This window comes from Leuconostoc sp. S50 (genome assembly GCF_016624925.1).
GTDB lineage: Bacteria > Bacillota > Bacilli > Lactobacillales > Lactobacillaceae > Leuconostoc > Leuconostoc pseudomesenteroides.
In genome coordinates this window covers 14,600-37,553 of sequence record NZ_JACVUE010000003.1, presented here as the reverse complement: position 1 = coordinate 37,553, position 22,954 = coordinate 14,600, and the positions used below count along the sequence as shown (strand labels likewise).

Annotated in this window: 24 protein-coding genes and 3 tRNA genes; 23 read left to right on the top strand and 4 right to left on the bottom strand. The window is 40.1% G+C overall.

What is annotated here, in order from left to right:
* The first annotated feature begins 12 nt into the window (after positions 1–12).
* The 13 genes from IAE53_RS04055 to IAE53_RS03995 all read left to right on the top strand — a co-directional run bounded on the left by IAE53_RS04055 (position 13) and on the right by IAE53_RS03995 (position 11,326).
* Positions 13–921 carry a F0F1 ATP synthase subunit gamma gene (locus IAE53_RS04055; RefSeq protein WP_004911728.1) on the top strand — a complete coding sequence of 303 codons (909 nt, stop codon included), beginning with the start codon at positions 13–15 and terminating at the stop codon, positions 919–921.
* Positions 922–1,068: 147 nt separating this feature from the next.
* Positions 1,069–2,469: a F0F1 ATP synthase subunit beta gene (atpD, locus tag IAE53_RS04050; RefSeq protein ID WP_148423395.1), complete on the top strand. Its 1,401-nt coding sequence runs from the start codon at positions 1,069–1,071 to the stop codon at positions 2,467–2,469.
* A 14-nt stretch (positions 2,470–2,483) separates the two neighbouring features.
* Positions 2,484–2,927 carry a F0F1 ATP synthase subunit epsilon gene (locus IAE53_RS04045; protein WP_010291618.1) on the top strand — a complete coding sequence of 148 codons (444 nt, stop codon included), beginning with the start codon at positions 2,484–2,486 and terminating at the stop codon, positions 2,925–2,927.
* A gap of 332 nt (positions 2,928–3,259) precedes the next feature.
* Positions 3,260–4,303 (top strand): phosphate/phosphite/phosphonate ABC transporter substrate-binding protein, encoded by a 1,044-nt coding sequence (locus tag IAE53_RS04040; protein WP_139967633.1) that lies wholly within the window; start codon positions 3,260–3,262, stop codon positions 4,301–4,303.
* A gap of 95 nt (positions 4,304–4,398) precedes the next feature.
* Entirely contained in the window at positions 4,399–5,145 is a 747-nt protein-coding gene (phnC, locus tag IAE53_RS04035; protein WP_010291615.1) for a phosphonate ABC transporter ATP-binding protein, read from the top strand.
* Positions 5,145–5,966 (top strand): phosphonate ABC transporter, permease protein PhnE, encoded by an 822-nt coding sequence (phnE, locus tag IAE53_RS04030; protein ID WP_148423397.1) that lies wholly within the window; start codon positions 5,145–5,147, stop codon positions 5,964–5,966. Before phnC ends, phnE (IAE53_RS04030) begins: the two co-directional genes overlap by 1 nt.
* Before the next feature lie 10 nt (positions 5,967–5,976).
* The gene (gene phnE, locus IAE53_RS04025) at positions 5,977–6,786 is read left to right on the top strand and encodes a phosphonate ABC transporter, permease protein PhnE (RefSeq protein WP_010291613.1); all 810 of its coding nucleotides are present in this window, start codon (positions 5,977–5,979) and stop codon (positions 6,784–6,786) included.
* 48 nt (positions 6,787–6,834) lie between these two features.
* Complete coding sequence (locus IAE53_RS04020; RefSeq protein WP_148423398.1) at positions 6,835–8,340, top strand: bifunctional UDP-sugar hydrolase/5'-nucleotidase; 1,506 nt, start codon at positions 6,835–6,837, stop codon at positions 8,338–8,340.
* 205 nt (positions 8,341–8,545) lie between these two features.
* Positions 8,546–9,139: a LysM domain-containing protein gene (locus tag IAE53_RS04015; RefSeq protein ID WP_148423399.1), complete on the top strand. Its 594-nt coding sequence runs from the start codon at positions 8,546–8,548 to the stop codon at positions 9,137–9,139.
* A gap of 168 nt (positions 9,140–9,307) precedes the next feature.
* The gene (locus IAE53_RS04010; RefSeq protein WP_167497516.1) at positions 9,308–9,466 is read left to right on the top strand and encodes a hypothetical protein; all 159 of its coding nucleotides are present in this window, start codon (positions 9,308–9,310) and stop codon (positions 9,464–9,466) included.
* 22 nt (positions 9,467–9,488) lie between these two features.
* Entirely contained in the window at positions 9,489–10,724 is a 1,236-nt protein-coding gene (locus IAE53_RS04005) for an NADH-dependent flavin oxidoreductase (protein ID WP_148423400.1), read from the top strand.
* A 64-nt stretch (positions 10,725–10,788) separates the two neighbouring features.
* Positions 10,789–10,860 (top strand) — tRNA-Glu (locus IAE53_RS04000).
* A 178-nt stretch (positions 10,861–11,038) separates the two neighbouring features.
* Positions 11,039–11,326 carry a bacteriocin immunity protein gene (locus IAE53_RS03995; protein WP_148423401.1) on the top strand — a complete coding sequence of 96 codons (288 nt, stop codon included), beginning with the start codon at positions 11,039–11,041 and terminating at the stop codon, positions 11,324–11,326.
* 100 nt (positions 11,327–11,426) lie between these two features.
* On the opposite strand, the gene proC is transcribed toward IAE53_RS03995, so the two are convergent.
* The 3 genes from proC to IAE53_RS03980 form a co-directional block, all read right to left on the bottom strand.
* The gene (gene proC / locus IAE53_RS03990; protein WP_148423402.1) at positions 11,427–12,194 is read right to left on the bottom strand and encodes a pyrroline-5-carboxylate reductase; all 768 of its coding nucleotides are present in this window, start codon (positions 12,192–12,194) and stop codon (positions 11,427–11,429) included.
* Between the two features lie 59 nt (positions 12,195–12,253).
* Positions 12,254–13,657, bottom strand: coding sequence for an MDR family MFS transporter (locus IAE53_RS03985; RefSeq protein WP_148423403.1), 1,404 nt, complete (start codon positions 13,655–13,657; stop codon positions 12,254–12,256).
* A gap of 104 nt (positions 13,658–13,761) precedes the next feature.
* Positions 13,762–13,905, bottom strand: a complete 144-nt coding sequence (locus IAE53_RS03980) for a hypothetical protein (RefSeq protein ID WP_004913936.1) — start codon at positions 13,903–13,905, stop codon at positions 13,762–13,764.
* Positions 13,906–13,994: 89 nt separating this feature from the next.
* Between IAE53_RS03980 and mutY the strand changes: the two genes are divergently transcribed.
* The 3 genes from mutY to IAE53_RS03965 are packed head-to-tail and all read left to right on the top strand — an operon-like array spanning position 13,995 to position 16,515.
* Entirely contained in the window at positions 13,995–15,029 is a 1,035-nt protein-coding gene (mutY, locus tag IAE53_RS03975; RefSeq protein ID WP_148423404.1) for an A/G-specific adenine glycosylase, read from the top strand.
* Positions 15,007–16,110 (top strand): AI-2E family transporter, encoded by a 1,104-nt coding sequence (locus IAE53_RS03970; protein ID WP_148423405.1) that lies wholly within the window; start codon positions 15,007–15,009, stop codon positions 16,108–16,110. The genes mutY and IAE53_RS03970 overlap by 23 nt, the downstream gene beginning before the upstream one ends.
* A gap of 30 nt (positions 16,111–16,140) precedes the next feature.
* Positions 16,141–16,515, top strand: a complete 375-nt coding sequence (locus IAE53_RS03965; RefSeq protein WP_010290801.1) for a DUF6508 domain-containing protein — start codon at positions 16,141–16,143, stop codon at positions 16,513–16,515.
* 97 nt (positions 16,516–16,612) lie between these two features.
* Here IAE53_RS03965 and IAE53_RS03960 read toward each other — a convergent pair whose 3' ends face one another.
* The gene (locus IAE53_RS03960) at positions 16,613–16,963 is read right to left on the bottom strand and encodes a bacteriocin immunity protein (RefSeq protein WP_148423406.1); all 351 of its coding nucleotides are present in this window, start codon (positions 16,961–16,963) and stop codon (positions 16,613–16,615) included.
* 110 nt (positions 16,964–17,073) lie between these two features.
* Here IAE53_RS03960 and IAE53_RS03955 point away from each other — a divergent pair.
* The 7 genes from IAE53_RS03955 to IAE53_RS03925 all read left to right on the top strand — a co-directional run bounded on the left by IAE53_RS03955 (position 17,074) and on the right by IAE53_RS03925 (position 22,925).
* Positions 17,074–17,155, top strand: a tRNA-Leu gene (locus IAE53_RS03955).
* A 74-nt stretch (positions 17,156–17,229) separates the two neighbouring features.
* Positions 17,230–17,302, top strand: a tRNA-Thr gene (locus IAE53_RS03950).
* A 259-nt stretch (positions 17,303–17,561) separates the two neighbouring features.
* Positions 17,562–18,602, top strand: a complete 1,041-nt coding sequence (locus IAE53_RS03945) for an ABC transporter ATP-binding protein (protein ID WP_148423407.1) — start codon at positions 17,562–17,564, stop codon at positions 18,600–18,602.
* Positions 18,602–19,495 carry a carbohydrate ABC transporter permease gene (locus tag IAE53_RS03940; protein ID WP_148423709.1) on the top strand — a complete coding sequence of 298 codons (894 nt, stop codon included), beginning with the start codon at positions 18,602–18,604 and terminating at the stop codon, positions 19,493–19,495. Before IAE53_RS03945 ends, IAE53_RS03940 begins: the two co-directional genes overlap by 1 nt.
* A gap of 12 nt (positions 19,496–19,507) precedes the next feature.
* The gene (locus IAE53_RS03935) at positions 19,508–20,329 is read left to right on the top strand and encodes a carbohydrate ABC transporter permease (protein WP_010290812.1); all 822 of its coding nucleotides are present in this window, start codon (positions 19,508–19,510) and stop codon (positions 20,327–20,329) included.
* 113 nt (positions 20,330–20,442) lie between these two features.
* Positions 20,443–21,732, top strand: coding sequence for an ABC transporter substrate-binding protein (locus IAE53_RS03930; RefSeq protein ID WP_148423409.1), 1,290 nt, complete (start codon positions 20,443–20,445; stop codon positions 21,730–21,732).
* Entirely contained in the window at positions 21,732–22,925 is a 1,194-nt protein-coding gene (locus IAE53_RS03925) for an MBL fold metallo-hydrolase (RefSeq protein WP_148423410.1), read from the top strand. The genes IAE53_RS03930 and IAE53_RS03925 overlap by 1 nt, the downstream gene beginning before the upstream one ends.
* Positions 22,926–22,954 lie beyond the last annotated feature (29 nt).

Sequence of the window (22,954 nt, the reverse complement as noted above, 5' to 3'; positions counted from 1 at the left end):
GGAGGCGCTGCAATGGCTTCTTTGCAAGATATTCAGCGTCGTATTTCATCAACTAAGAAGACACGCCAAATTACGAGTGCCATGCAAATGGTTTCAACGGCCAAGTTGAGTCAAATTCAAAAATACAGTGCTGGATATGGTGCGTATGCTGCTCGTTTAGAGACGGTGGTTGAGCATCTTGTCTCTGCTCATCTTTTCGATAATGCGGATGCTGAACATATTCCGTTGATTGCGCAACGTCCAATTCAAAAAACAGGTATCTTGGTGGTAACATCAGACCGTGGTTTGGTTGGTTCGTACAACGCTAACGTTATTAAGCAAACTAACGCATTATTAGAAAAATTGAATTTGGATACCACTAACACAGCTATTCTTGCTGTAGGTGGAAATGGTGCTGATTTCTACAAAAAGCGTGGGTTTGAAGTGATTTTAGAACATCGTGGTGTGTCGGATGTGCCGTCATTTAACGAAATTCGTTCTGTTGTCAAAACAGTAACGAGTTTGTATGAGACGGGTGTATTTGATGCCTTACACGTTGTGTATAATCACTTTGTTAACCGATTGACTAGTGAGTACCGTGATGTCCAGTTATTGCCACTAACAACAGATACGTTGGAAGCAATGGGTGGAACAGAAGCACAAAAAGCTGAACTAGACGTTCAATCCACGTATGAAATCGAACCAGACACAACGGCGGTGCTAAATGTTGTCTTACCACAATTTGCACAAAGCTTAGTGTATGAAGCGGTGCTTGACGCAAAAACGGCTGAACATGCGGCTTCATCAACTGCGATGAAGGGCGCTACGGATAACGCTAAGGACTTAATAGGTCGTTTAGAGTTACAGTTTAACCGAGCACGTCAGGCAGCGATTACGACTGAAATTACAGAAATTACTGGTGGTATGGCTGCTTTAGAGTAAGTCGACTGTCACATTAAATAAAACACAACTACTGTTTGTGTAGCATACATCAATAATTACCCGATATCAGAACTATTTGTGGTGACACATCTGGACAGACGATAAAGGTAATTCGATTATTGATGTTTATCATGAAAGGAAACGACAATGAGTACTGGAAAAGTCGTACAAGTGATTGGTCCGGTCGTTGATGTTGCGTTTGAAGCTGGTCAACAAGTGCCAGATATTAACAATGCGCTTGTCATTGACAAAGGCGAAGGCCAAACATTAACAGTTGAAGTATCTTTGGCATTAGGTGACGGGATTGTCCGTAGTATTGCCATGGATTCAACAGATGGACTTCAACGCGGTATGTCAGTCACTGATACTGGTAAGCCAATCCAAGTCCCAGTTGGTGAAGCGACATTAGGACGCGTGTTCAACGTTTTGGGAGAACCTGTCGACAACAATGGCGAAATTGCCAATGATGTCCCACGTAATTCAATCCATCGTGAAGCGCCTAAATATGACGAATTAACAAACTCAACCGAAATTTTGGAAACGGGTATTAAGGTGATTGATTTATTGGCGCCTTACGTTCGTGGTGGAAAAATTGGTTTGTTTGGTGGTGCCGGTGTTGGTAAAACAGTTCTAATTCAAGAATTGATTCACAACATTGCGCAAGGCCACAATGGTATTTCAGTCTTCACAGGTGTCGGAGAACGTACCCGTGAAGGTAATGATATGTACCACGAAATGGAAGAATCAGGTGTCTTGAAACAGACAGCCATGGTTTATGGTCAAATGAACGAACCACCGGGTGCACGTATGCGTGTTGCTTTGACTGGTTTGACAATGGCTGAAAACTTCCGTGATAATGAAGGTAAGGATGTGTTGTTGTTTATTGATAACATTTTCCGTTTCACTCAAGCTGGTTCTGAAGTGTCAGCTTTGTTGGGTCGTATTCCATCAGCCGTTGGTTACCAACCAACGTTGGCAACAGAAATGGGACAATTGCAGGAACGAATTACTTCAACGAAGAAGGGTTCAGTTACCTCAATTCAAGCCGTTTATGTGCCTGCCGATGATTACACTGATCCGGCGCCTGCCACAACATTTGCGCACTTGGATGCAACAACCAACTTGGAGCGTTCATTGACACAACAAGGTATTTATCCTGCGGTTGATCCTTTGGCATCAACTTCATCAGCTTTGGATCCACAAATCGTTGGTCAAGAGCACTATGAAATTGCTACTGAAGTGCAACGCACGTTGCAACGTTATCGTGAATTGCAAGACATTATCTCAATTTTGGGTATGGATGAATTGTCAGACGAAGAGAAAACGACTGTTAACCGCGCACGTCGTATTCAATTCTTCTTGTCACAACCATTCTCAGTTGCTGAGACGTTTACCGGTATCAATGGTGAATATGTGCCAGTTGCTGAAACTGTACGTTCATTCAAGGAAATTTTGGATGGTAAATATGATGATTTGCCTGAAGATGCATTCCGTAACGTTGGTGCTATTGAACAGGTTGTTGAAAAAGCCAAGACAATGGCCCAATAAGGGGGTATTGACATATGGCAGATGAAACAACTGCAACACATGGTATCCAAGTTCAAATTGTTACGCCAGCTGGTGATGTTTACAATGAAAGTGGTATTGATATCGCGATTGTAAATACGCAAGGTGGTCAAATTGGAATTATGGCAAAACACGTTCCTATTTTAGCTGCATTGACGATTGATGAATTAATTGTCAAGCGTGGTGATGATAAAGAATCATTAGCCGTAAATGGCGGTATTGCTGAATTTTCTAATAACATTTTGACAGTGATTGCTGATAGTGCTGAAACATCTGATACAATTGATGTTTCACGTGCTGAAAGTGCTAAAGAGCGTGCGGAAGCGCGTTTAGCTCATGCCCAAGATGACAACAATGATGAAGAACTAAAGCGTGCTCGTATTGCTTTGATGCGTGCCGTTAACCGAATTCACGTTGCTGCTCTTAAATCTGGACGTTAAATCAATTTGTAAAACCCCGAAACAACTGTTTCGGGGTTTTTATGATGACATTAGTTTGTATGAAAAGCGCTTACAAACTAAACGTTCGTATTTTTATTAAAGATCATAATGAATGTTCATGACGTTCCGTACGTTATTTTTAAAAATGAGGAAATACTTAATAATTTTTTCGCTATGATAATGTTTTTTTTGGTAAAGTAGTATCTGGACAAACATTGAATTTTTCTTGACAAAAGTTTGACGAAAATTTGACAATGTTTGTGTAGAATATACTGGTAACGCAATGGTTACTAAAACGAGAGAGACCGTTAAGGTCACAGGAGAACTGAATCATGAAACAGACTGCTAAGCAGATCGTCCGTTTGAGTATGGTTTTTGCTGTTGCATTGATTGCTTTTGCAACATTGAGCGTGCAGAGCGCAAGTGCAGCAACAAAGACAATCAAGGAATTGAAAATTTATTTTGTTCCTTCAAAGCAACCTGACCAAATTGTAACAGCAACTAAGCCATTGAAAGGCTTGCTGAAAGCACAATTAAAAAAGCAAGGTTACAACGTTAAGAATGTTGATATCAAAGTAGGTACCAGTTATGAAGCTGCCGGAGAAGCGCTAACATCAGGCACTGCTGATGTTGGTTTTATTCCTGGTGGTACTTATGTGATGTATGAAGACGGCGTTCAAGTTTTGTTAACTGCAACGCGTGCCGGTTTAAATAAAGACTTCACTTCTGCTGCAAAGTGGAATGATGGCAAGGCCACTGAACCTACTAAAAAGCAAGCAGCGACATACCGTTCATTATTTATCGCTGGTCCTTCTGCTAAGGGACAGGAATTGGCTAAGAAAATCAACGCAGGCAAGAAGTTGACATGGAAAGATTTGAACTCTGCTAAGTGGGGATTGTCATCAACTACTTCGTCAGCTGGTTACATTTATCCATCATTGTGGTTGAACAAAAACTACAAGAAGACAGTGACTGATTTGTCAAATACAGTACAAGTGGATTCATACGGTTCAGGTATGGCACGTTTAGCTTCTGGACAAATTGATATTTTGCCAGTTTATGCAGATGCACGTCGTGATTTTGCGGATGCTTGGACAAAAGATTACAAGCAATCAAAGTCAATTTGGGCTGAAACAAACGTTATCGGTGTTTCACAACCAATTTACAACGACACAATTTCAGTTTCAAAGAAGTCAAAGATTATGACAAAGAAGTTTAAGTCAGCTTTGTCAAAGTCATTTATCAAATTGGCTAAGACTAAAGAAGGTAAAAAAGTGATTGCAATCTATTCACACGAAGGTTATGTTAAGGCAAAGTCATCTAACTATGACGGTGAACGTGCAGCACAAAAAGTGTTGAAAGAGTCAACTAAGTAAAAATCAACGACATTAATAAGCGGCTCCTGAGCTGCTTTTTATTGCGTTTGGTGCCTTAAATGGCGCCAATACATATTATAGTTTAGGAAGAAAAGATGATTAAATTTGAGCATGTTTCAAAAACGTATCCCAACGGTGTGAAGGGTTTACAAGATATCAATTTAGAAATTGAAGATGGTGAGTTTGTAGGCATTATTGGTATGTCTGGGGCCGGAAAATCTACATTTATTCGAACCATTAACCGATTAAATAATATCACAGAGGGTAAATTGACGGTCGATGGCGTTGAAATTTCAAACTTAAAAGGAAAGGCATTACGCCGTTTTCGTCGTAAGGTGGGTATGATTTTTCAATCATATAACTTGGTGCCCCGTATTACGGTTATTCGCAATGTTATGAGTTCATTGGTACCAGACATGCCATTATGGCGGGTCATTTTGGGGCTATTCTCAAAGAATGATAAAATGCGCGCGTTAGAGGCATTAGATCGTGTTTCGATGTTAGATAAGGCTTTTGTTAGAACCGATCAATTGTCTGGTGGACAACAACAGCGCGTATCATTGGCGAGAACTTTGGCACAAAATCCATCAGTGCTCTTGGCGGATGAACCAGTGGCGGCACTTGATCCGGTGACAGCGCATGAAGTTATGGACGATTTTAAACGCATTAATGACGAACTTGGTCAAACCGTTTTGATCAATATTCACCATGTGGACCTGGCCCTTGACTATGCCAAACGCATTATTGGTATTCGTTCTGGCCGTGTTGTATACGATGGTCCTGTTTCTGGTGTGACACAAGAAATTTTAGATAATATCTATTCAAAAGATGAGGCCGAATAATGTGGTGGTATGATAAATTATTTAAAGCTAAGAAATATACGTTAGCCAACGGTAAAACAGTCAGCCAGAAGTTTACGAGAGCACCATTGATTTTGTTGATACTGTTAGTTATTTTAATTATTTCAGTTGTTGTGACTGGTTTTAGTTTGCCAACTTTGTTTGCTAATTTTCAGCAGTTTTGGATTGTCTTTGGCGATTTATTTCCACCAAAGTGGTCTTATTTTCCATCAGTTTGGCAACCTCTCATTGATACGATTAAAATGTCACTCTTTGGATCTTTCTTTGGGGCAGTGGTGGCCTTGCCATTAGCAATATTGGCTGCTAACAATGTGACTAATAATCGATTCGTCAATCTTATTGTGCGCTTTTCATTGACAGTGTTACGAACCTTGCCAACATTAGTTGCTGCCTTAATTGCAACTTATATTTTTGGATTAGGCACATTTGCCGGTACGGTTGCTATCTTTATGTTTAGTTTATCATTCGTTGGTAAACAACTGTTTGAGTATATTGAAACAGTCGATATGGGAGCATATGAAGCCTTGATTGCAACAGGTGCAAATGCACCGCGAGCTTTCGTTACCGCTATTATGCCGCAAATTTTGCCGACTTATTTGTCGACATCGTTATTTGCTTTTGAAGGTAATGTTCGCTATGCTGCTATTTTAGGTTACGTTGGTGCTGGTGGCATTGGTATGATTTTGAACCAAAAAATTGGTTGGCGCGAATTTCAAAGTGTTGGCATGATCTTGGTTTCATTATTTGTTGCCGTGGTGCTGATTGAAACATTGAGTCAACAACTACGGAAATTTTTGAGTTAAGGAGAACAACATGAATAAAAAACTAGAAGCTGTTCTGCTGACGCAACCTAAACGTGCTAAATATTATATCACCGCTGCTATCATCGTATTGATTGCTTTAATTTGGTCATCATCTGCTGTCAATCAAATGACTTTAACCGATAAAGGTTGGCGAATTGGTTGGAATATCTTAGAAGGAATTGTAACACCCGATAAAGACCTATTATTCGGTGGTGGGGATAGTGGCGTTGCCTATTTGATTTTGCAAACAATTGCAATTGCTTTCCTTGGAACACTAGTTGGGGCAATTATTGCAGTACCATTGTCATTTATTTCAGCTACAAATATAGTGCCAAAACCCGTTGTCGTAGTAACACGATTTGTGATTATGGCGATTCGGACAGTACCATCATTGGTATATGGTTTGATGTTTATTCGCGTCACTGGGCCAGGACCGTTTGCCGGTGTGATGACACTGGCAGTTGTCTCTATTGGTATGATTTCAAAACTATTTATTGAGACAATTGAAGATTTGGATTCGGGCATCTTGGAATCATTAGATGCAGCAGGTAGCACATTTTTCCAAAAAATCCGTTATGGTGTTTTGCCACAACTTAGTTCCGACTTCATTTCAATTCTTGCGTACCGATTTGATATGAATCTACGCGAAGCCACTATTTTAGGATTAGTTGGTGCTGGTGGTATTGGTGCACCGATGATTTTTGCAATGAGTGGGTATGAGTGGCATAAAGTTGGTGCCATTCTAATTGGTCTGTTTGTGCTAATTTTTGTCATTGAGTACTTATCAGATAAATTACGTCAACACTTACTCCATGGTTAGAAGATGGGCGGCCTCATTGGCTGCCTTGTTTTTGAAAGAAGGAATTTAATGAAGCATTTCAAGTTATATTACACTTCGGATGTTCACGGTTACTTATGGCCCACTGACTACATTCAAAGCGGTTCACAATCTCAAGGCCTTATCAATGTAGCTGCGAACTATCAAAAAGATGGCAACACCCTAGTAATTGATGGCGGTGACATGTATCAAGGCTCACCACTATTACAATATCTCAAGAAGTATGACGATATTGACGCTGTATCAGACATGATGAATATGGCAGGATATGACTATGTTACGCTTGGTAATCATGATTTCAATGCTGGTTATGACGAACTGAAGAAGCATTTGGCAAATTTGAATGCGACTGTGTTAGCCGAAAATGTTACGGATGAAAACGGACAGACCTTATATCCAGCAGAAATTAAGACCCTAGCTGATGGTACAAAAGTTGGTTTAATTGGTTTAGTGACTGATTATATTAACATTTGGGAAAAACCGGAACATCTCGCAGGCATTAAAATTGAATCACCTTTGATTAAAGCGGCGCAGACTATCGCGCGTCTGCGCCAATCAGCTGATGTTGTGATTGGCATTTATCATGGTGGTTATGAGCGTGACTTGGATTCAGGCAAGGTAATTAGTACAACATCTGAAAATATTGCTTGGCAACTCACCGCAGAACTTGATTTGGATATTTTATTGACAGCACATCAGCATGGTCAAGTGCCGGCCCAGTTAATGAACGACACATTAACGCTACAATTACCTAACCAAGCTAAGTTTTTTGCGCAAATTGATGGCGAGTTAAGAGACGGGAAATGGTTATTCACCGCATCAACAAATGCTGCTGGTACGACTAGCCAACCTGACATGTTTAAAGCCTTACAACCACTTAATGACAAAGTTGAAGCGTGGTTGGATCAGCCAATCGCTAATTTGACATCATCTGTCGCGGTTGAAGAACCGTTAATTTTGGCACAATATGGTAATGATGTTTTGCGCTGGGTGGCGGCGGTACAAATGGCTGCAACTGGTGCGCAAATCACATTGCAAGGCCTAAATAATAATCCGTCGAGCTTACCAAAACAGTTGACACTCAGATCAATTTTGCAAAATTACCCATTTGATAATACATTGGTCACAAAACGTATTTCGGGTGCTGATTTACGCGTTGGATTGGAGCATACAGCAAATTATTTTGTTATTGAAAATCAGAAATTAGCTGTTAATCCTGATTGGTTGAAACCAAAAGTGGAACATTATAACTACGACTTGGCCTTTGGTATTGATTATGAAATTGATGTCCGTAAACCAGTAGGAAACCGTATTACAAAATTAAAGTATCAGGGAAAAGATATTCAAGACACTGATTACTTTAGCATTGCGATGAATAATTATCGCGCTGTCGGCGGTGGTGATTACCAAAGTTATGCTAATTCTGAGACAATTTATACTGGGGATAAGGCAATTCAAGATATGTTAGTTGCATATTTTGAGGATCATGATCAATTACCAAAGACCCCACAATTACTATTAAAAGTTCTATATTAAGGCTTTATTGTAAATCTTAAGATTTTTATAAGACAACTAACACGGTAAATGTATAATAAATAATAGTATGTAATGTTCTTGATATGAAACAGATGTTTGCTTATTATATTCAGCGACTAAACTAATACTCGTAAGTTAATTACATGACTTCATCAATTCGGGTGTTGTCATCTTCGAACAGATAATTTAGGAGTACAAATATATAATGTTTAATATTAAGAAGACTTTGACCATTGCTGCTGGTGTTGCAGGTGCCTTTGCCTTTGGTGGTGCACATGCTAGCGCCGATACAACAACAGCCCCATCAGATTATGTTGTGCAATCTGGTGACACATTGAACAAGTTATCAGCAAAGTATGGTGTTTCAGTTGACACAATTGCAACTAATAACAACATTTCAAATGTTAACTTGATTATGGTTGGTCAACACTTATCGTTTGCCACAGCAACAAAAGCGGCAGCAACGCCTGCACAGTCAACAACAACTGAAGCAGCGTCAACAAGCACAACGACAACAACTACCACCACTACCACTTCATCTGCAACAACAACTTCAACTACCAGCTCTAACTCTGCTGCATTGAATGCTTTGATTGCGCGTGAATCAGGTGGTAACGTTAATGCTACTAATGGTCAATATTATGGTTTAGGTCAACTTTCAGCACAAGCACGTGCTATCTATGGTGGAAACTCAGCTGATTATAACGATCAATTAAATGCTATGAAGGCTTATATTGCAGCACGTTACGGTACTGCTGAAAATGCTTGGGCCCACTCACAAGCAACTGGTTGGTATTAATTTATTAATCAAAAAGTGATATTAAATCATCCTCCGTTTGCGGGGATGATTTTTTTATGTCTAAAATGAGTTAAAGGCAAAAAAGTGTGATGTGATTTTCTCAGATTCACAAATTAAATCAAAAAAATAACTGATAGCGATCTTTTAATTGCCGCTCATCTATATAAAATGGAAAAAAAGGCTGTTAAACCAACAAAACTGAATCAGAATATCATTAGCGATTTGAAGTTAAAGTATGCCTATTATTTACACCAAGTGGGGACTAGCAAAAATGATCACCACGGGGGCTCACCGAATATTGCCACTGGTCAATTCGTGACGCACTAACATATCGTGTTACAATATTGATATGCAAATAAATTACGATTTTTTAGACTCATATACATTTAAAAATAAGCAAATGACAGTACGCAATCATGTTGTGATGGCGCCTACAACCTTACGTGCTTCCTTTGAAGATGGTAGTGTAACAGACAATGAGTTGCGCTATTACCAAATGCGCAGCGGTGGTCCAGGAATTATTGTGAGTGAAGTGGCGCATGTCAATCATTTAGGAAAAGGTTGGGAAGGTGGTATTTCCGCCGCTGATGACGACAAAATTGCGGGGTTATCACGCTTAGCCAGTGCTATACAGTCAGGCGGTGCAAAAGCGATACTGCAACTATTTTCTGCTGGTCGGCAAACGACTACTGCAATATTGCGTGGGCAACAACCAGTATCGGCGTCAGCCGTTGCGTATCCACGTGGTGACTTTGAAACGCCACGTGCGCTAACGCATCAAGAAATTGCACAAACAATTGATGATTTTGCTGCTGCTACAAAAAGAGCTATTTTGGCTGGGTTTGATGGGGTTGAACTTCATGGTGCCAATTTATATTTAATGCAACAGTTTTTTTCACCTGATAGTAATCAACGTGATGATATTTGGGGTGGGACATTGGCAAAACGGATGCGCTTTGGTTTAGCGGTGACTGCTAAAGTTGCGCAGACTATTGAACAGTATGCTGATCGACCATTTTTACTTGGCTATCGTCAATCACCTGAAGAACCAATGGCACCAGGGATTACATTGCAAGATTCATTAGCTTTTGTCAATAAATTAATTGACCTGCCGGTTGATTATCTGCATTTATCATTGAAAGACGCCTTTCAAACACCGTTCAAAGATAAGGATGATCAGACAAAAATTGTTGATTATTATCGACAGGCACTACCAGACGACTTTCCGCTGATGGTGGCTGGCTTAGTAAAACAACCTGCGCAAGTTGAAGAATTGATGGATACCGGCGTGACCTTTGCTGCGATGGGACGTGAATTAATTGTTGAACCTAACTGGGTACAAAAGGTGAAGATGAATGATGAACGGGCAATTCGGTATGCCATTTCACCGGCAGATTTCGACTTGTTGGGTGTCCCAAAACCATTGGAACAATGGTTGTTGACACGCTTTAAGAATGGCTTGCCAGTGACGACAGATTTGGAATTTGATCCGAACAAGCCTTGGCGTTATTACAAAAGTACACCAGTCAAAGTGCCACAACCAATTGATCCAACAAAACTGATGACTTTGAAGAAAAAGGGTTGACGAGTATTTGAATTCTTGGTATACTAATATAGTTGTTTAGCGAGAGCGAACAACAACTGACCATGGCTCGTTGGTCAAGTGGCTAAGACGCTGCCCTTTCACGGCGGAATCGAGAGTTCGATTCTCTCACGAGCTACTAAAAGTCGCAACTTAGGTTGCGGCTTTTTGTGTGCTGTTAAATATGATATACATTTTTCTTTTTTTAATAATCTGTCACTGATAAAAGTAGTATGATATAAATAATCATTGTTAATTAAAACGATAAGGATGGCGTATCGTGCTGTCGATTGAACAAAAATTGGAGGTGTATCGTGATGACATGGAAGACACCAGATAAAAATTGGTTGCTAGAAAATTTGGTTGACTTAATTTTAGATGAAACCATTACAAGTGATGAACGCGACATATTTGTTAGCAATAAAACCCAACTAGAAAAAAGTCAAAATGATCGCGCTGTGGCTGCGTCGCTCAAAGATAGTTTATCTTTGCTTGCAGTTGAGCGACAGTTGACATCTGAATCGACAAAGTTTCTTGTAGAATTATCTCAGCGCTATATTGGCGCAAATGATATGGGCGGTCGTGATGTTTTGTTCAGTATTTGATTTAATAATTTTGCTGAGATAGCTGCTTATTAGTCGCAACGTTGGTTGCGGCTTTTTTATTCCCCACTAAAAAAGCACTTCATGATTGAAGTGCTAATGATTAGGCGTGTTTATGATTGACGGTCGCTAAAATCGCTTTGGCGACAACATCATCAAATTGGTTAGCTTCAAAATTATCTAGGCCAGCGCGGGTTGAGCCACCGGGTGATGCAACGCTATTCATGAGTGTGACGGCGTCGCTGTCCGACTGATTTAGGGTACTTGCAGAGCCTAAAACAGTTTGTGTTGCAATACTTGCAGCTTGCGTTTCGGCCAAGCCGTTCGCAACACCTGCTTTAGTCAATGCGTCAATGAACTTGAAGACGTAGGCAGGTCCAGAACCGGCAATGGCAGAAAATATAGCAAACTGTTCTTCCGCGAGTGTGACACTGTTGCCCAACAACTGCCAAAAATGAGTGACGATTTTATTTTGTTCTGCGTCTATGTTGCCGGCAAAAGCTAACGCGGTATTACCTTGCCCGATAGCTGAGTTGATGTTTGGCAAAGCGCGAACATTGAACGCATTTGGAATAGCTTGATTTAGGTCAGCAATGGTGATTTGTGCTAACACAGAGACGACGATTTTATTAGTGAAATTAAGCGTTGCGCCAATTTCTGTTAATTGATTAGGCAAAAATGCTAAAACGACGATGTCACTATGGTCAATAACTGTTTGTGAATCGGCAGCATTGATGTGAAGTTCCTCTGCCAACGTCTTGGCACGGTGTGGTGAAGATACGTAAATATCTGCTGGATCAACATTTGCGTGCAGTAGACCTTTCATCATTGCGGTCGCCATGTTGCCGGCACCAATAAACCCGTAAGTCATAACAATACCTCCAATTAATTAAGTTATCTCTATTATAACTGAAATAGTTTAGATACTCGTTATTTTTTTGTAATAGCTGTTTTGGGTTTCAGTAAACTAGTCATCGCTGCTGCAACGAGCATTAACAACGCAGCAGTTAAAAAGGTAATGTGGACGCCATGCAAATTGACTAATGAACTGCTAGCATGTTGGTGGTGCAGTTGATAATTGGCGGCACTTTTTGTCATAATTGTTACTAATGCGGCCGTACCAAACGAGGCAGCTAGCTGACGAATGGTTGTAAACATGGCCGAACCATCAGGGATGATAGTAAGTGGTAAGGCGTTAAATGCTTCAGTTTGGATCGGCATCAAAACCAAAACTAAGCCTAATTGTCGTACAAATTGTCCAATCACAGCAAACCAAAGTGGTGTTGTTAGTGTCAATGAAGCGAGAATAAAAGTACCAATAGCAGTAATTAAGATTCCGGTGAGGGTGAGATATTTGGCACCATAACGATCATATAAGCGACCACTCCATGGTGACAAAAATGCTGTAACCAAAGCCCCAGGGAATAAAACCAAACCAGAAATAAAGGCAGAAGCACCACGGACATTTTGCATATAAAGTGGTAACATTAACGCACCACCGTACATAGCCATCATCAAAACGATGTTAATCAAAACAGCAACATTGAACTCTCGATGAGAAAAAACGCTCATGTTAAGCAATGGCGTTGACGTATGCAATTGATGAAGAACGAACAATGCTGTAACAACTAAACCAATTACGATAAATCCCCAAACGGTAAAGTCATGCCAGGGTGTACCACCAGCGTTGGAAAACCCATAAAGTAGTGCGCCTAAACCGATACTTGATAGAATGACACCAAGTACATCAAACTTTAATTGTTTTGGTGTGCCAATGTTGTTTAGAAGAAAATAAGCCAGAATAAAATTGGCGATAATGAGGGGAGCAACAATATAAAATAGAAAACGCCAATTCAGGTTGGTTACAATAAATCCAGACAGACTTGGGCCCAAGGCTGGCGCGAAGTTTAGCGCCAACCCAATAGTTCCCATTGCCGATCCACGACGATCAGGGGCAAATAAATTCATAACCACGACATTCATTAGCGGACCAAAAACACCGGCGCCCATTGCTTGAATCATACGACCCGTGATCAAAATTTCAAAGTTTGGTGCAAATCCAGCAGTGATCGTGCCAACAGCAAATAACCCAACTGCTGTCAGATAAAGTGTCCTTGTTGTTAGGCGCTGAATGAGGAAGGCAGTTAAAGGTACCATAATGCCATTGACTAGCATATAACCATTGGTTAGCCACTGTCCTAATGCGGTTGAAATGTGAAATTCACGCATAATATCTGGTAGCGCAACGTTCATCAGTGTTTGATTTAAGAAACCAAGGAAAGTGCCAATCACCAAAATGATTAAAATTGTGCGATTCTTTTGAGATATATTCAAGTAATAACGTCCTTTCTTTTGGAAGTTTTAGTGATAGAAGAGCTACTGTTAAAAAAACAAACAAAAAACCAGTACGTATACTGGTTTTGTTTTTTAAGTCAAACTTACTTTGTCGTAGGTAATTCTTCTGACTTACCTTTGGCCCATTGTTGCAACTTTGCAATAGCAGCTTGGCGTTGCTTCTTCGCAGCGCTGTGACTAACTTTGCGGGCACGGGCGAATGAGTTAAGAGGCTTCTTTAATGCCATGATAGTGCTCCTTTTTTATCCAATGTTTTCCATACAAATAACTATTATACTTTAAAAAAATAGCAATTACAAGTGCTACAATAGATATTATGGAAAAATGGTCTGAACAAACAATTGAATCTTTTCGGGATACACTACTTCGTTGGTATGATGACGAGGGGCGTAAAAACTTGCCTTGGCGGCAAAATCATGATCCTTACCGTGTGATGGTCTCAGAAATAATGTTACAACAAACGCAAGTTGCCACGGTTATTCCTTATTTTGAACGATTTATGCAGCAGTTACCGACAGTGAGCGCCTTAGCACAGGCACCTGAGGAAGTTGTGTTAAAATTGTGGGAAGGACTTGGCTATTATTCGCGTGCGCGCAATCTCCAAAAAGCAGCGCAATACGTTGTTCGGGAATATAATGGTGAGTGGCCAACGACCAGCAAAGATTTACAGACTTTGCCGGGCGTGGGACCCTACACAGCTGCTGCGATTGGTTCAATCAGTTTTGGCGAAGTGGTACCAGCGGTTGATGGTAATCAATATCGTGTGTTTAGTCGTTTATTAAAGATTGATGCAGATATTGCACAGCCTAAGTCACGCCAAATATTTTATGATGCCATTTTGCCAATTGTTGATCCTAAACGGCCGGGGGACTTTAATCAGGCAATTATGGACTTAGGTGCTAGCTATATGTCCGCTAAAAGCCCTGATACGCAACATTCACCAGTAAAATCTTTTAATGCGGCCTATCGTGATGGTGTTGAAAGTCATTATCCGGTTAAAACACCCAAACCCAAACCAGTCAAGCAAATGTTTGTGGCTCATGTTTATGAGCAAAACGGTGACTTACTTTTAGAACAGAGACCAGAAACAGGATTGTTGGCTAATTTTTGGACGTTTCCATTAACACCGATTACCAGTGTGGAAGACATTCAGGGTGACATGCTCAATATTAAGCCCGTGGTTCATATTTTCACACATCGCCGTTGGGAGATTTGGTTGGTCAAATCGACACCAATTACACCGGATTCACGGCAACGATACTTTAGTCAAGAAGAATTGGCAGAACTAAGTCTGCCAAAATTACAATATAAATTGCTGGAGAAATTAAATGTTTCCGAATCTGAAATATAAAAATTTGTTTTTTTGGACAATAGAATTATTAGCACTGTCGGCACTAATTTGGATTGTGTCACGTTTTGACTTTTTGATGCAGCCAATATCAGTTTTCATTTCAACGGTATTCGTACCGTTAATTGTAGCCGGTTTTTTGTACTATGTCTTGAAACCTATCTTGACCTTACTTGAAAAAATCACCATTAAAAATCACAAAATGCCACATCAACTGGCCGTTATCATAACATTTGTGCTGTTTTTAACGGTGATTGGTGGGGCTTTAATATTGCTGGTGCCAACCTTGGTTCGTGAAATGACCAATCTGATTAACGCTTTGCCGGGATTTGCAAAGACGGTTCAAACTTATGTTAATGATACGTTGCAAAGTAAATGGTTTAACAGTTTGCATTTGTCGATTGATGTTGATGAGGTGAAAAGTGCAGTTGGTAAGTATGCAGCTTCGTTTTTGACTATTACAGCGGGGACGCTAGGCAATGTGATTTCAACAATCACGTCAGTGACCATTAACTTAGTGACAATACCGGTTGTTTTATTCTATATGTTAAGTGATGGTAACCGTCTCTTGCCAGCTTTACAACGTCTTTTTCCTGATCGCTTTGCTGATAATGTCGCAGATTTGACGAATAAGATGGATCACACGATTGAAAAGTATATTTCTGGTCAAGCGATTGAAATGCTGTTTGTTGGGGTGGCGATGGCGATTGGCTACCTAATCATCGGTCAACCTTATGCTTGGCTTTTAGGGGTTATCGCCGGTATTACTAATATTGTCCCTTATGTCGGCCCTTGGATTGGTGTCATTCCTTCCTTAATAGTGGCAGGAACGCAATCTTGGAAGCAAATGATTTTGGTATTAGTTGTTATGACAGTTGTTCAGCAATTGGATGGCAACTTTATTTATCCAAATGTTATTGGTAAATCATTACAGATTCATCCGCTGACAATTATGATTTTACTGATGGTAGCGGGTAACTTGAAAGGTATCGTTGGTATGATTTTGGTAGTGCCAGTCTATGCTGTGGTTAGAACTGTTATCAAATTTGGCACACAAATGCGTGAACTTACTAAAGATAAGTGATACAATGATACCACGGAAAGAGGTATCGCAATGCAAGCATTTGATTTTGATAAAAATATCAGTATATTACGGCAGGCAAAAGGGCAGGCTATTCCATGGCATGAGACGACATATCCGTCTTATACAGCCGATATTTTAACGTTAGCGCAGAGTTATTTTAAGTCTGATGAATATGATAGAAATTTTGATCGCACGTTACGTCAGCATCAATTTCATGAAGGTTTGGCAGAAGAAGATGTGGCACAACTAGCAAATACTTCTCAGGATTATAGCTTGATCAGAGCGATTGTATCAGCGATTATTCGTGGTGAAAAGTACACGCCGGGGATGTGGCAAGCGTTGGTGCAAAATGGGATTTTACTTGATTTGTTAGTAAGAGAACGTGACTTAAAACAAAAAGCATAATAATTGCGACTCAAATAGGGTGATTAAAAGGTTCGATACACATTTTTCTGTATCGAACCTTTTTTGTTGATAAATGATTAAAGGTGATAATTTCAATCTATCTATTTGTGTCGGTATAACTATAGAATTGTGATTTATCAGAAAAATCAGCCATATATTGACCATTCAGACCGGATCGTTGACCAATCACGCCTAAATCAATAATCAATTTTTCGTCGGTTTTTGAAAAATGAAGTTTTTCAGACGAAGCCGTGATACGAATATAATTAATCATTCTGTTCACTAAGGCTTCAGGGTTTTTACTAGTGTCTATTTTTTTGTTAACTTGTAGTAAAACATCAGCTATATCACGAATACCTGGGACAATAAGCTGAGATTGTAGTGATAAATATAATAATTCAATATTGTGTTTTGCTTCGATTATTGTTGTAACGTTTCTTTTTGTCATTTGTTGTGTCACCTCGCTAACTCCATGTTACGCCTATTTGCGATCAAAGGTAAATAAATGCTTGACGTACAATCATTTTTCCAGTAAAATTAAAGGGTTGTGTTAGACATGCGGGTGTGGCGGAACTGGCAGACGCGCTGGATTTAGGTTCCAGTGGAGAAATCCGTGCAGGTTCGATTCCTGTCACCCGTATAATATGGTCGCCGCCATATTATTATATTGAGGTATCTGGTATTATTTGATATAATACTTGAGTACTTTGATCTGCCGACCTAGCTCAGTTGATAGAGCACCTCACTAGTAATGAGGGGGTCGCCGGTTTGAGCCCGGCGGTCGGCATAATTTATGAAAGCTTTGAATGATTATTCATTCAAAGCTTTTTTCGTGTAATCAAACTTGACATAGTTAAGTACAGATTGTGTATGTTCAGTTAATATTATAATGATGATGAAATCTTTATCTGATATTTACATAATCATGACAGAACTCTGCTATATTTGAAGCATAGACAAAAATTGTCCTTATCCACATATCATTTGCACAGGACAGATGATTTCATCTATACTAACTTTATAACAAAAAAGAAGAGAGAAACACAGTGGAAGTTAAATTTAATCACGTGACTTTGACCTACCCAAACGGCATCGAAGTCTTACATGACATGGATTTTGATATCACCGACGGACAACTCGTTGCACTCTTAGGACCCTCAGGTGGTGGTAAATCTACCACGCTGAATTTGATCTCGGGTCTATTATCAGCAACTAGTGGCAATATATACTTTGGTGACGAAGATGTTACAAAGCAAGATGCGTTGGGACGTGGTGTTGGGATGGTTTTCCAAAACTATGCCTTGTACCCCCATATGACCGTTTTAGATAACATTATTTTCCCAATGAAAATGGCTAAGGTGGATAAAGCCACACGTAAACAGCGTGCTTTAGAATTAGCACAACTGGTTCGTGTCTCTGATCAAATTAACAAAAAACCAAGTGATTTGTCTGGGGGTCAGCAACAACGTGTTGCCATTGCCCGCGCGTTAGCAAAATCACCTAACATTTTGTTACTTGATGAGCCTCTCTCAAATCTTGATGCACGTCTCAGAGTTGAAATGCGCGAAGAAATTCGACGTATTCAAAAGGAAACAGGCGTCACAACAGTCTTTGTTACGCATGATCAGAGTGAAGCAATGCATGTTGCTGATAAAATTATGCTATTAAACGATGGTCGCATTCAACAATATGATGCACCACAATCACTATATGAAAATCCAAATAATCAATTTGTCGCTAACTTTATCGGAGAACCTGCGTTAAATATGGTACCAGCAGACCAGTTTGGTGACGAGGTGAGACAATTATTTGATGGTGACGTTGCCACAATTGGTATTCGTGCCGAAGCATTAACAAATGAGGTGAAAGCACCTGCCATCAAAATGCAAGCGGTTGTCCATGAAGTATTGTCATTTGGACGTGATCGGCAAGCGGCGATTTCAGTTGGATCACATCAACTAGTTGCAACAGAAGTCACAACGGCAGCACCTTTGGAACAAGAAACAACACTCTTTGCCGCACTTAGTGGCGTTTACGCTTTCGATCAAAGTGGTCAGCGGTTGCCACTTAGGGGTGATCACGCATGATGAACAATCAAAAGCCTACTTGGAAACAGACATTAAAAGGGTGGCTTTATGTCTTGCCGATGCTAATCATCGTTGCGATTTTTAGTTTATACCCGATTGTGTCAAGTTTGGCGATGAGTTTTTATACGCAATATAACTTTTTCACGAACCAAGTAATGGCGCTTGGTTTTGATAACTTTAAATATTTATGGGAAGACCCATTATTTCATTCTGCTGTGGCGAACACTTTAATTTTCGTTGTTGGTGTTGTCCCATTAGAAATTATAATTTCTTTGACCGTGGCTGTGCTTTTAAACCAGATTAAAGTATTGGCTGGGTTCTTCCGTACCATCTATTTTCTACCATTTGTGACCAGTATTGTTGCTATATCAATGGTTTGGAAGTGGATTTATAATAAAGATGCCGGCTTATTGAATTATTTTTTGAGCTTTGTAGGTATCCATCCAATTGACTGGTTGAATGATCCAACATGGGCATTGCCAGCGTTGATTATTTTGGCTATTTGGAAGAGCTTGGGCTTCAATATTATGCTCTTCTTGGTTGCTCTCAATAATGTTGACAAACGACTGTATAGCGCGGCGACCTTAGATGGTGCCAACGCTTGGGAACGTTTTTTGCATGTTACAGTGCCAATGATTAGTCCGATGACGTTTTTGATTGCCGTTAATGCTGTGATTGGATCGTTTAAAGTCTTTGATGAAATATTCTCATTGTTTGGCGGACAGGCAGGACCTGGAAATGCTGCAATGACAGTTGTATTTTACTTATATCGTATGTTTTATGAGCAAAACAAATACGGTATCGCTGCGGCCGCAGGTGTCGTATTATTCTTTATGATTTTAATTGTGACATTATTGCAGACATGGTTTAGCAAAAAACATGTTCATTACTAAGAGGAGTTGACGATGAGAAAGACAATATCAAAAACAATCGTTTACTTACTGTTAGTGGTTGGTGCACTGACAATGTTATTGCCATTCTTCTGGATGGTGTCAACATCATTTAAAACTGGTTTTGAAGCATTGCAAACACCACCAACTTGGTTGCCAAAAAAGCTGCAAATCACTAATTGGATTTCAGCATGGAAAGCAGCACCTTTTGCAACGTATCTTCTGAATTCAGTGGTTGTATCATTTGTGACTACGATAGGACAGATTATCACAGCCATCATGGCAGCGTTTGCGTTTGCTAAAATGAATTTTTTTGGTAAGAAAACGCTTTTCACTATTTTGTTAGCAACAATGATGGTACCGGGTGAAATGTTGATTATCCCAAACTTTGTGACACTATCACAAATGCATCTGGTGAATACTTATGGCGCTTTGATTATTCCATGGTTAGCTAGTTTCTTTGCGGTATTCACTTTGCGCCAGTCTTTTGCTAGTGTACCAGACCAGCTTTACTACGCCGCAAAGCTTGACGGGGCTTCTGATTGGAAGTTTCTGTGGCAAATTTTGGTACCAAATGCCAAGTCGTCCATTACGGCAATTGGCTTGTTACAAATTATTGGCTCATGGAACTCATTTATGTGGCCATTAATTGTCACAAATACAGACAAGATGCGTACTTTACCTGTTGGGTTACAAGCGTTCAGTTCAGATTCGGGTGTCAATTATCCGGAATTGATGGCGGCATCTACGTTTGTGATTCTACCTATGGTTATCTTGTACTTATTCTTGAATAAATATGTTGTTGCTGGTATTTCTGGTGGCGGCATTAAGGGTTAAGCTACTGTCCACGTTTTGTAGGCGGTAAAGAGATGTGATGAGACATGGTATCTCTTTACTGCTTATAAAAAGCAGCTAAATTTTTTTGGGAACACGAAAGGAAACATGTACACATGAGTACTGGGAAGAAAGTTGCAGCTTTGGCTGCTATCACGATTATGGCAAGTTCATCTTTTGCGGGTTTGTCGGCTGTGCACACAGAGACAGTGAGTGCAGCAACTAAACCAGTTAAAGTCACATTTTGGCACGCCATGGCTGGCCCATACAAAGACGCTTTGCAAAAGCGTATTGACGCCTTCAACAAATCACAAAGTAAGTATAAGGTTGTCGCAACTGCGCAGGGAGACTATACGACTTTGAACCAAAAAATCATGGCTGGCGCTAAGTCAAAGACTTTGCCAGTTATGGCGCAAGCAACTTACACACAAGTACCTGATTACGTCAAAGACGGTATTGTAACGTCACTTCAATCACAGGTTGATGGTAAGAATGGCTTGTCAAAGAAGCAATTAAACAATATTTATTCTGGTTTCTTGCAACAATCTAAGTATAAGGGCGAATTCTACTCAACACCTTTCTCAGCCTCTGTACGAGAAATGTTCTATAATAAAACGCTTCTGAAAAAATACAATTTATCAGTGCCAAAAACGTGGGATGATATTGCAAAAATGTCTGACGTTTTGAAGAAAGATGGCATTACAACAGTAGGATTCGATAAGTCATTTGACATGGAATGGGATTCAATGGTCCGTTCAGCTGGTGTATCGTTGATAACCAGCAAAGGCAAGGTTAATGTTGACTCAAAGAAGGCTGTGACTGCTGCTAAGTTGATTACTGATATGGTCGCTGATGGCACTGCTAAAACGGCTGGTTCTGATATCTACGGCACAACAAACTTTGTCAATGGTAAGACAGCTTTGACTTTCTCATCATCTGCAGGAATTACAGCAACGCAGGCAGCTGCAGCTAAAGACTTTGATTGGGGTACTGCACCATTACCATCTCACAAAGGCAAATCAGCGACTGTTTTGGCTGGTAATAGCTTAGTAGTTACGGCAACAGCCACTAAGAAGCAACAAGCAGGCGCTTGGGCATTCATGAAATATTTGATGTCTGATAAGCAAACTGAAAAGTGGGCAGAAGCAACAGGTTACTTGCCAATTACTAAGAAAGCAACGAAGTCATCTGCTTATAAAGCATACCTAAAGAAGAACCCATTAGCTAAAGCAGCGTCAGACTCATTGCCAGGTGCCTTCTCAGACACTGCATTCTTGGGTTACCAAGATTACCGTACGAACTTGCTGAATGCTGTTGATTCAATGTTGACGAAGAAAACACCTGCTGCAGACGCTTTGAAAACATTATCTGACCAAACAAAGAAGACTTTGAAAGAGAATAAATAATGAGTACGCAAGTACAATTTTTAAATGGGCTGAATACAATTGGTGGCAATGTGGTCTCGTTCACACAGGGAAACACCCGACTTGTAATGGACTTTGGCGTTAATTTTGCCCCGGCTGAAACGCCGACTGGCGATTTATTAGCAGACGGAACATTACCAGCACTACCTGATTTATTCACTGATGTTGACAGTGATATGGCGACAACAATCTTTGTTTCTCATTTACATCTGGATCATATGGGCGCGTTGAAGTATTTAACCAAGCCAACCGATGTTTACATGAGTCAAGCTTCGGCTGATTTATATCAGGTCTTGACTGAATTAGGGACAGAATCTGCGCCTAATGCGACTATTAAAGTGATCCCATTTGAGACGCCAATGATGTTTGGTGATTTTGAAGTTACATTTTTCGAAACTGACCATGATGCACGTGGCGCTGCTGCAATTCGTGTCCGTGACGGTGTACACACGTTTGTTCATAGTGGGGATGTGCGACTTGATGGTCCTCACCCCGAACGTGTCAATCATTGGGCAGATATCTTACGTGAAGCACACATTGATTTATTTTTGTTAGAAGGTACGGAATTTAGTTTCGATGCCGATGACGAAACGGAACATGTGCGCCATACTGAGATGTCAGTGCAACAAGATTTTGGACAAATTTTAGATGAACATCATCAATTGGTTGTCATTAATCCCTATGAACGTAACATTGATCGCTTAGAGGCTTTGCAAAATACAGCACGGCTTCATGGTCGTGAAATCCTTTGGGATAAGCAATTTGCAACAATCATGCGGGCCATGGGTGTTGCGGATGTTAAAGAAATTGATTGGGAAGCCGTTGTGGCAGAACCCAATCATTACGTTGTTCAAAATCACTTTAATCAATTACATGATTTAGATCAATTTGATGGTCAATTTGTATATCTACACATGAATGGTGAACCTTTAGGCGAGTATGATCCTCGCTTTGCCGAATTACAGGCATACTTAGATGCCAATCATGTCGAGCTCCAACGCTTGGGTGCAAGTGGTCACGCCAAGCCAGAAGATTTGGTGTCATTAGCACAACATGTCAATGCTCAAAAGACTGTTACTTGGCATTCGTTCAAGCCAGAAAAAGAAGCAGAAGCCTTGCGCAAAGTAGGTTTGAATGTCTATCTACCAAGAAAAGGTGAAACGTTAGTGTATTAAAATTTGAATTGGCGCATTGATTGCGTTAA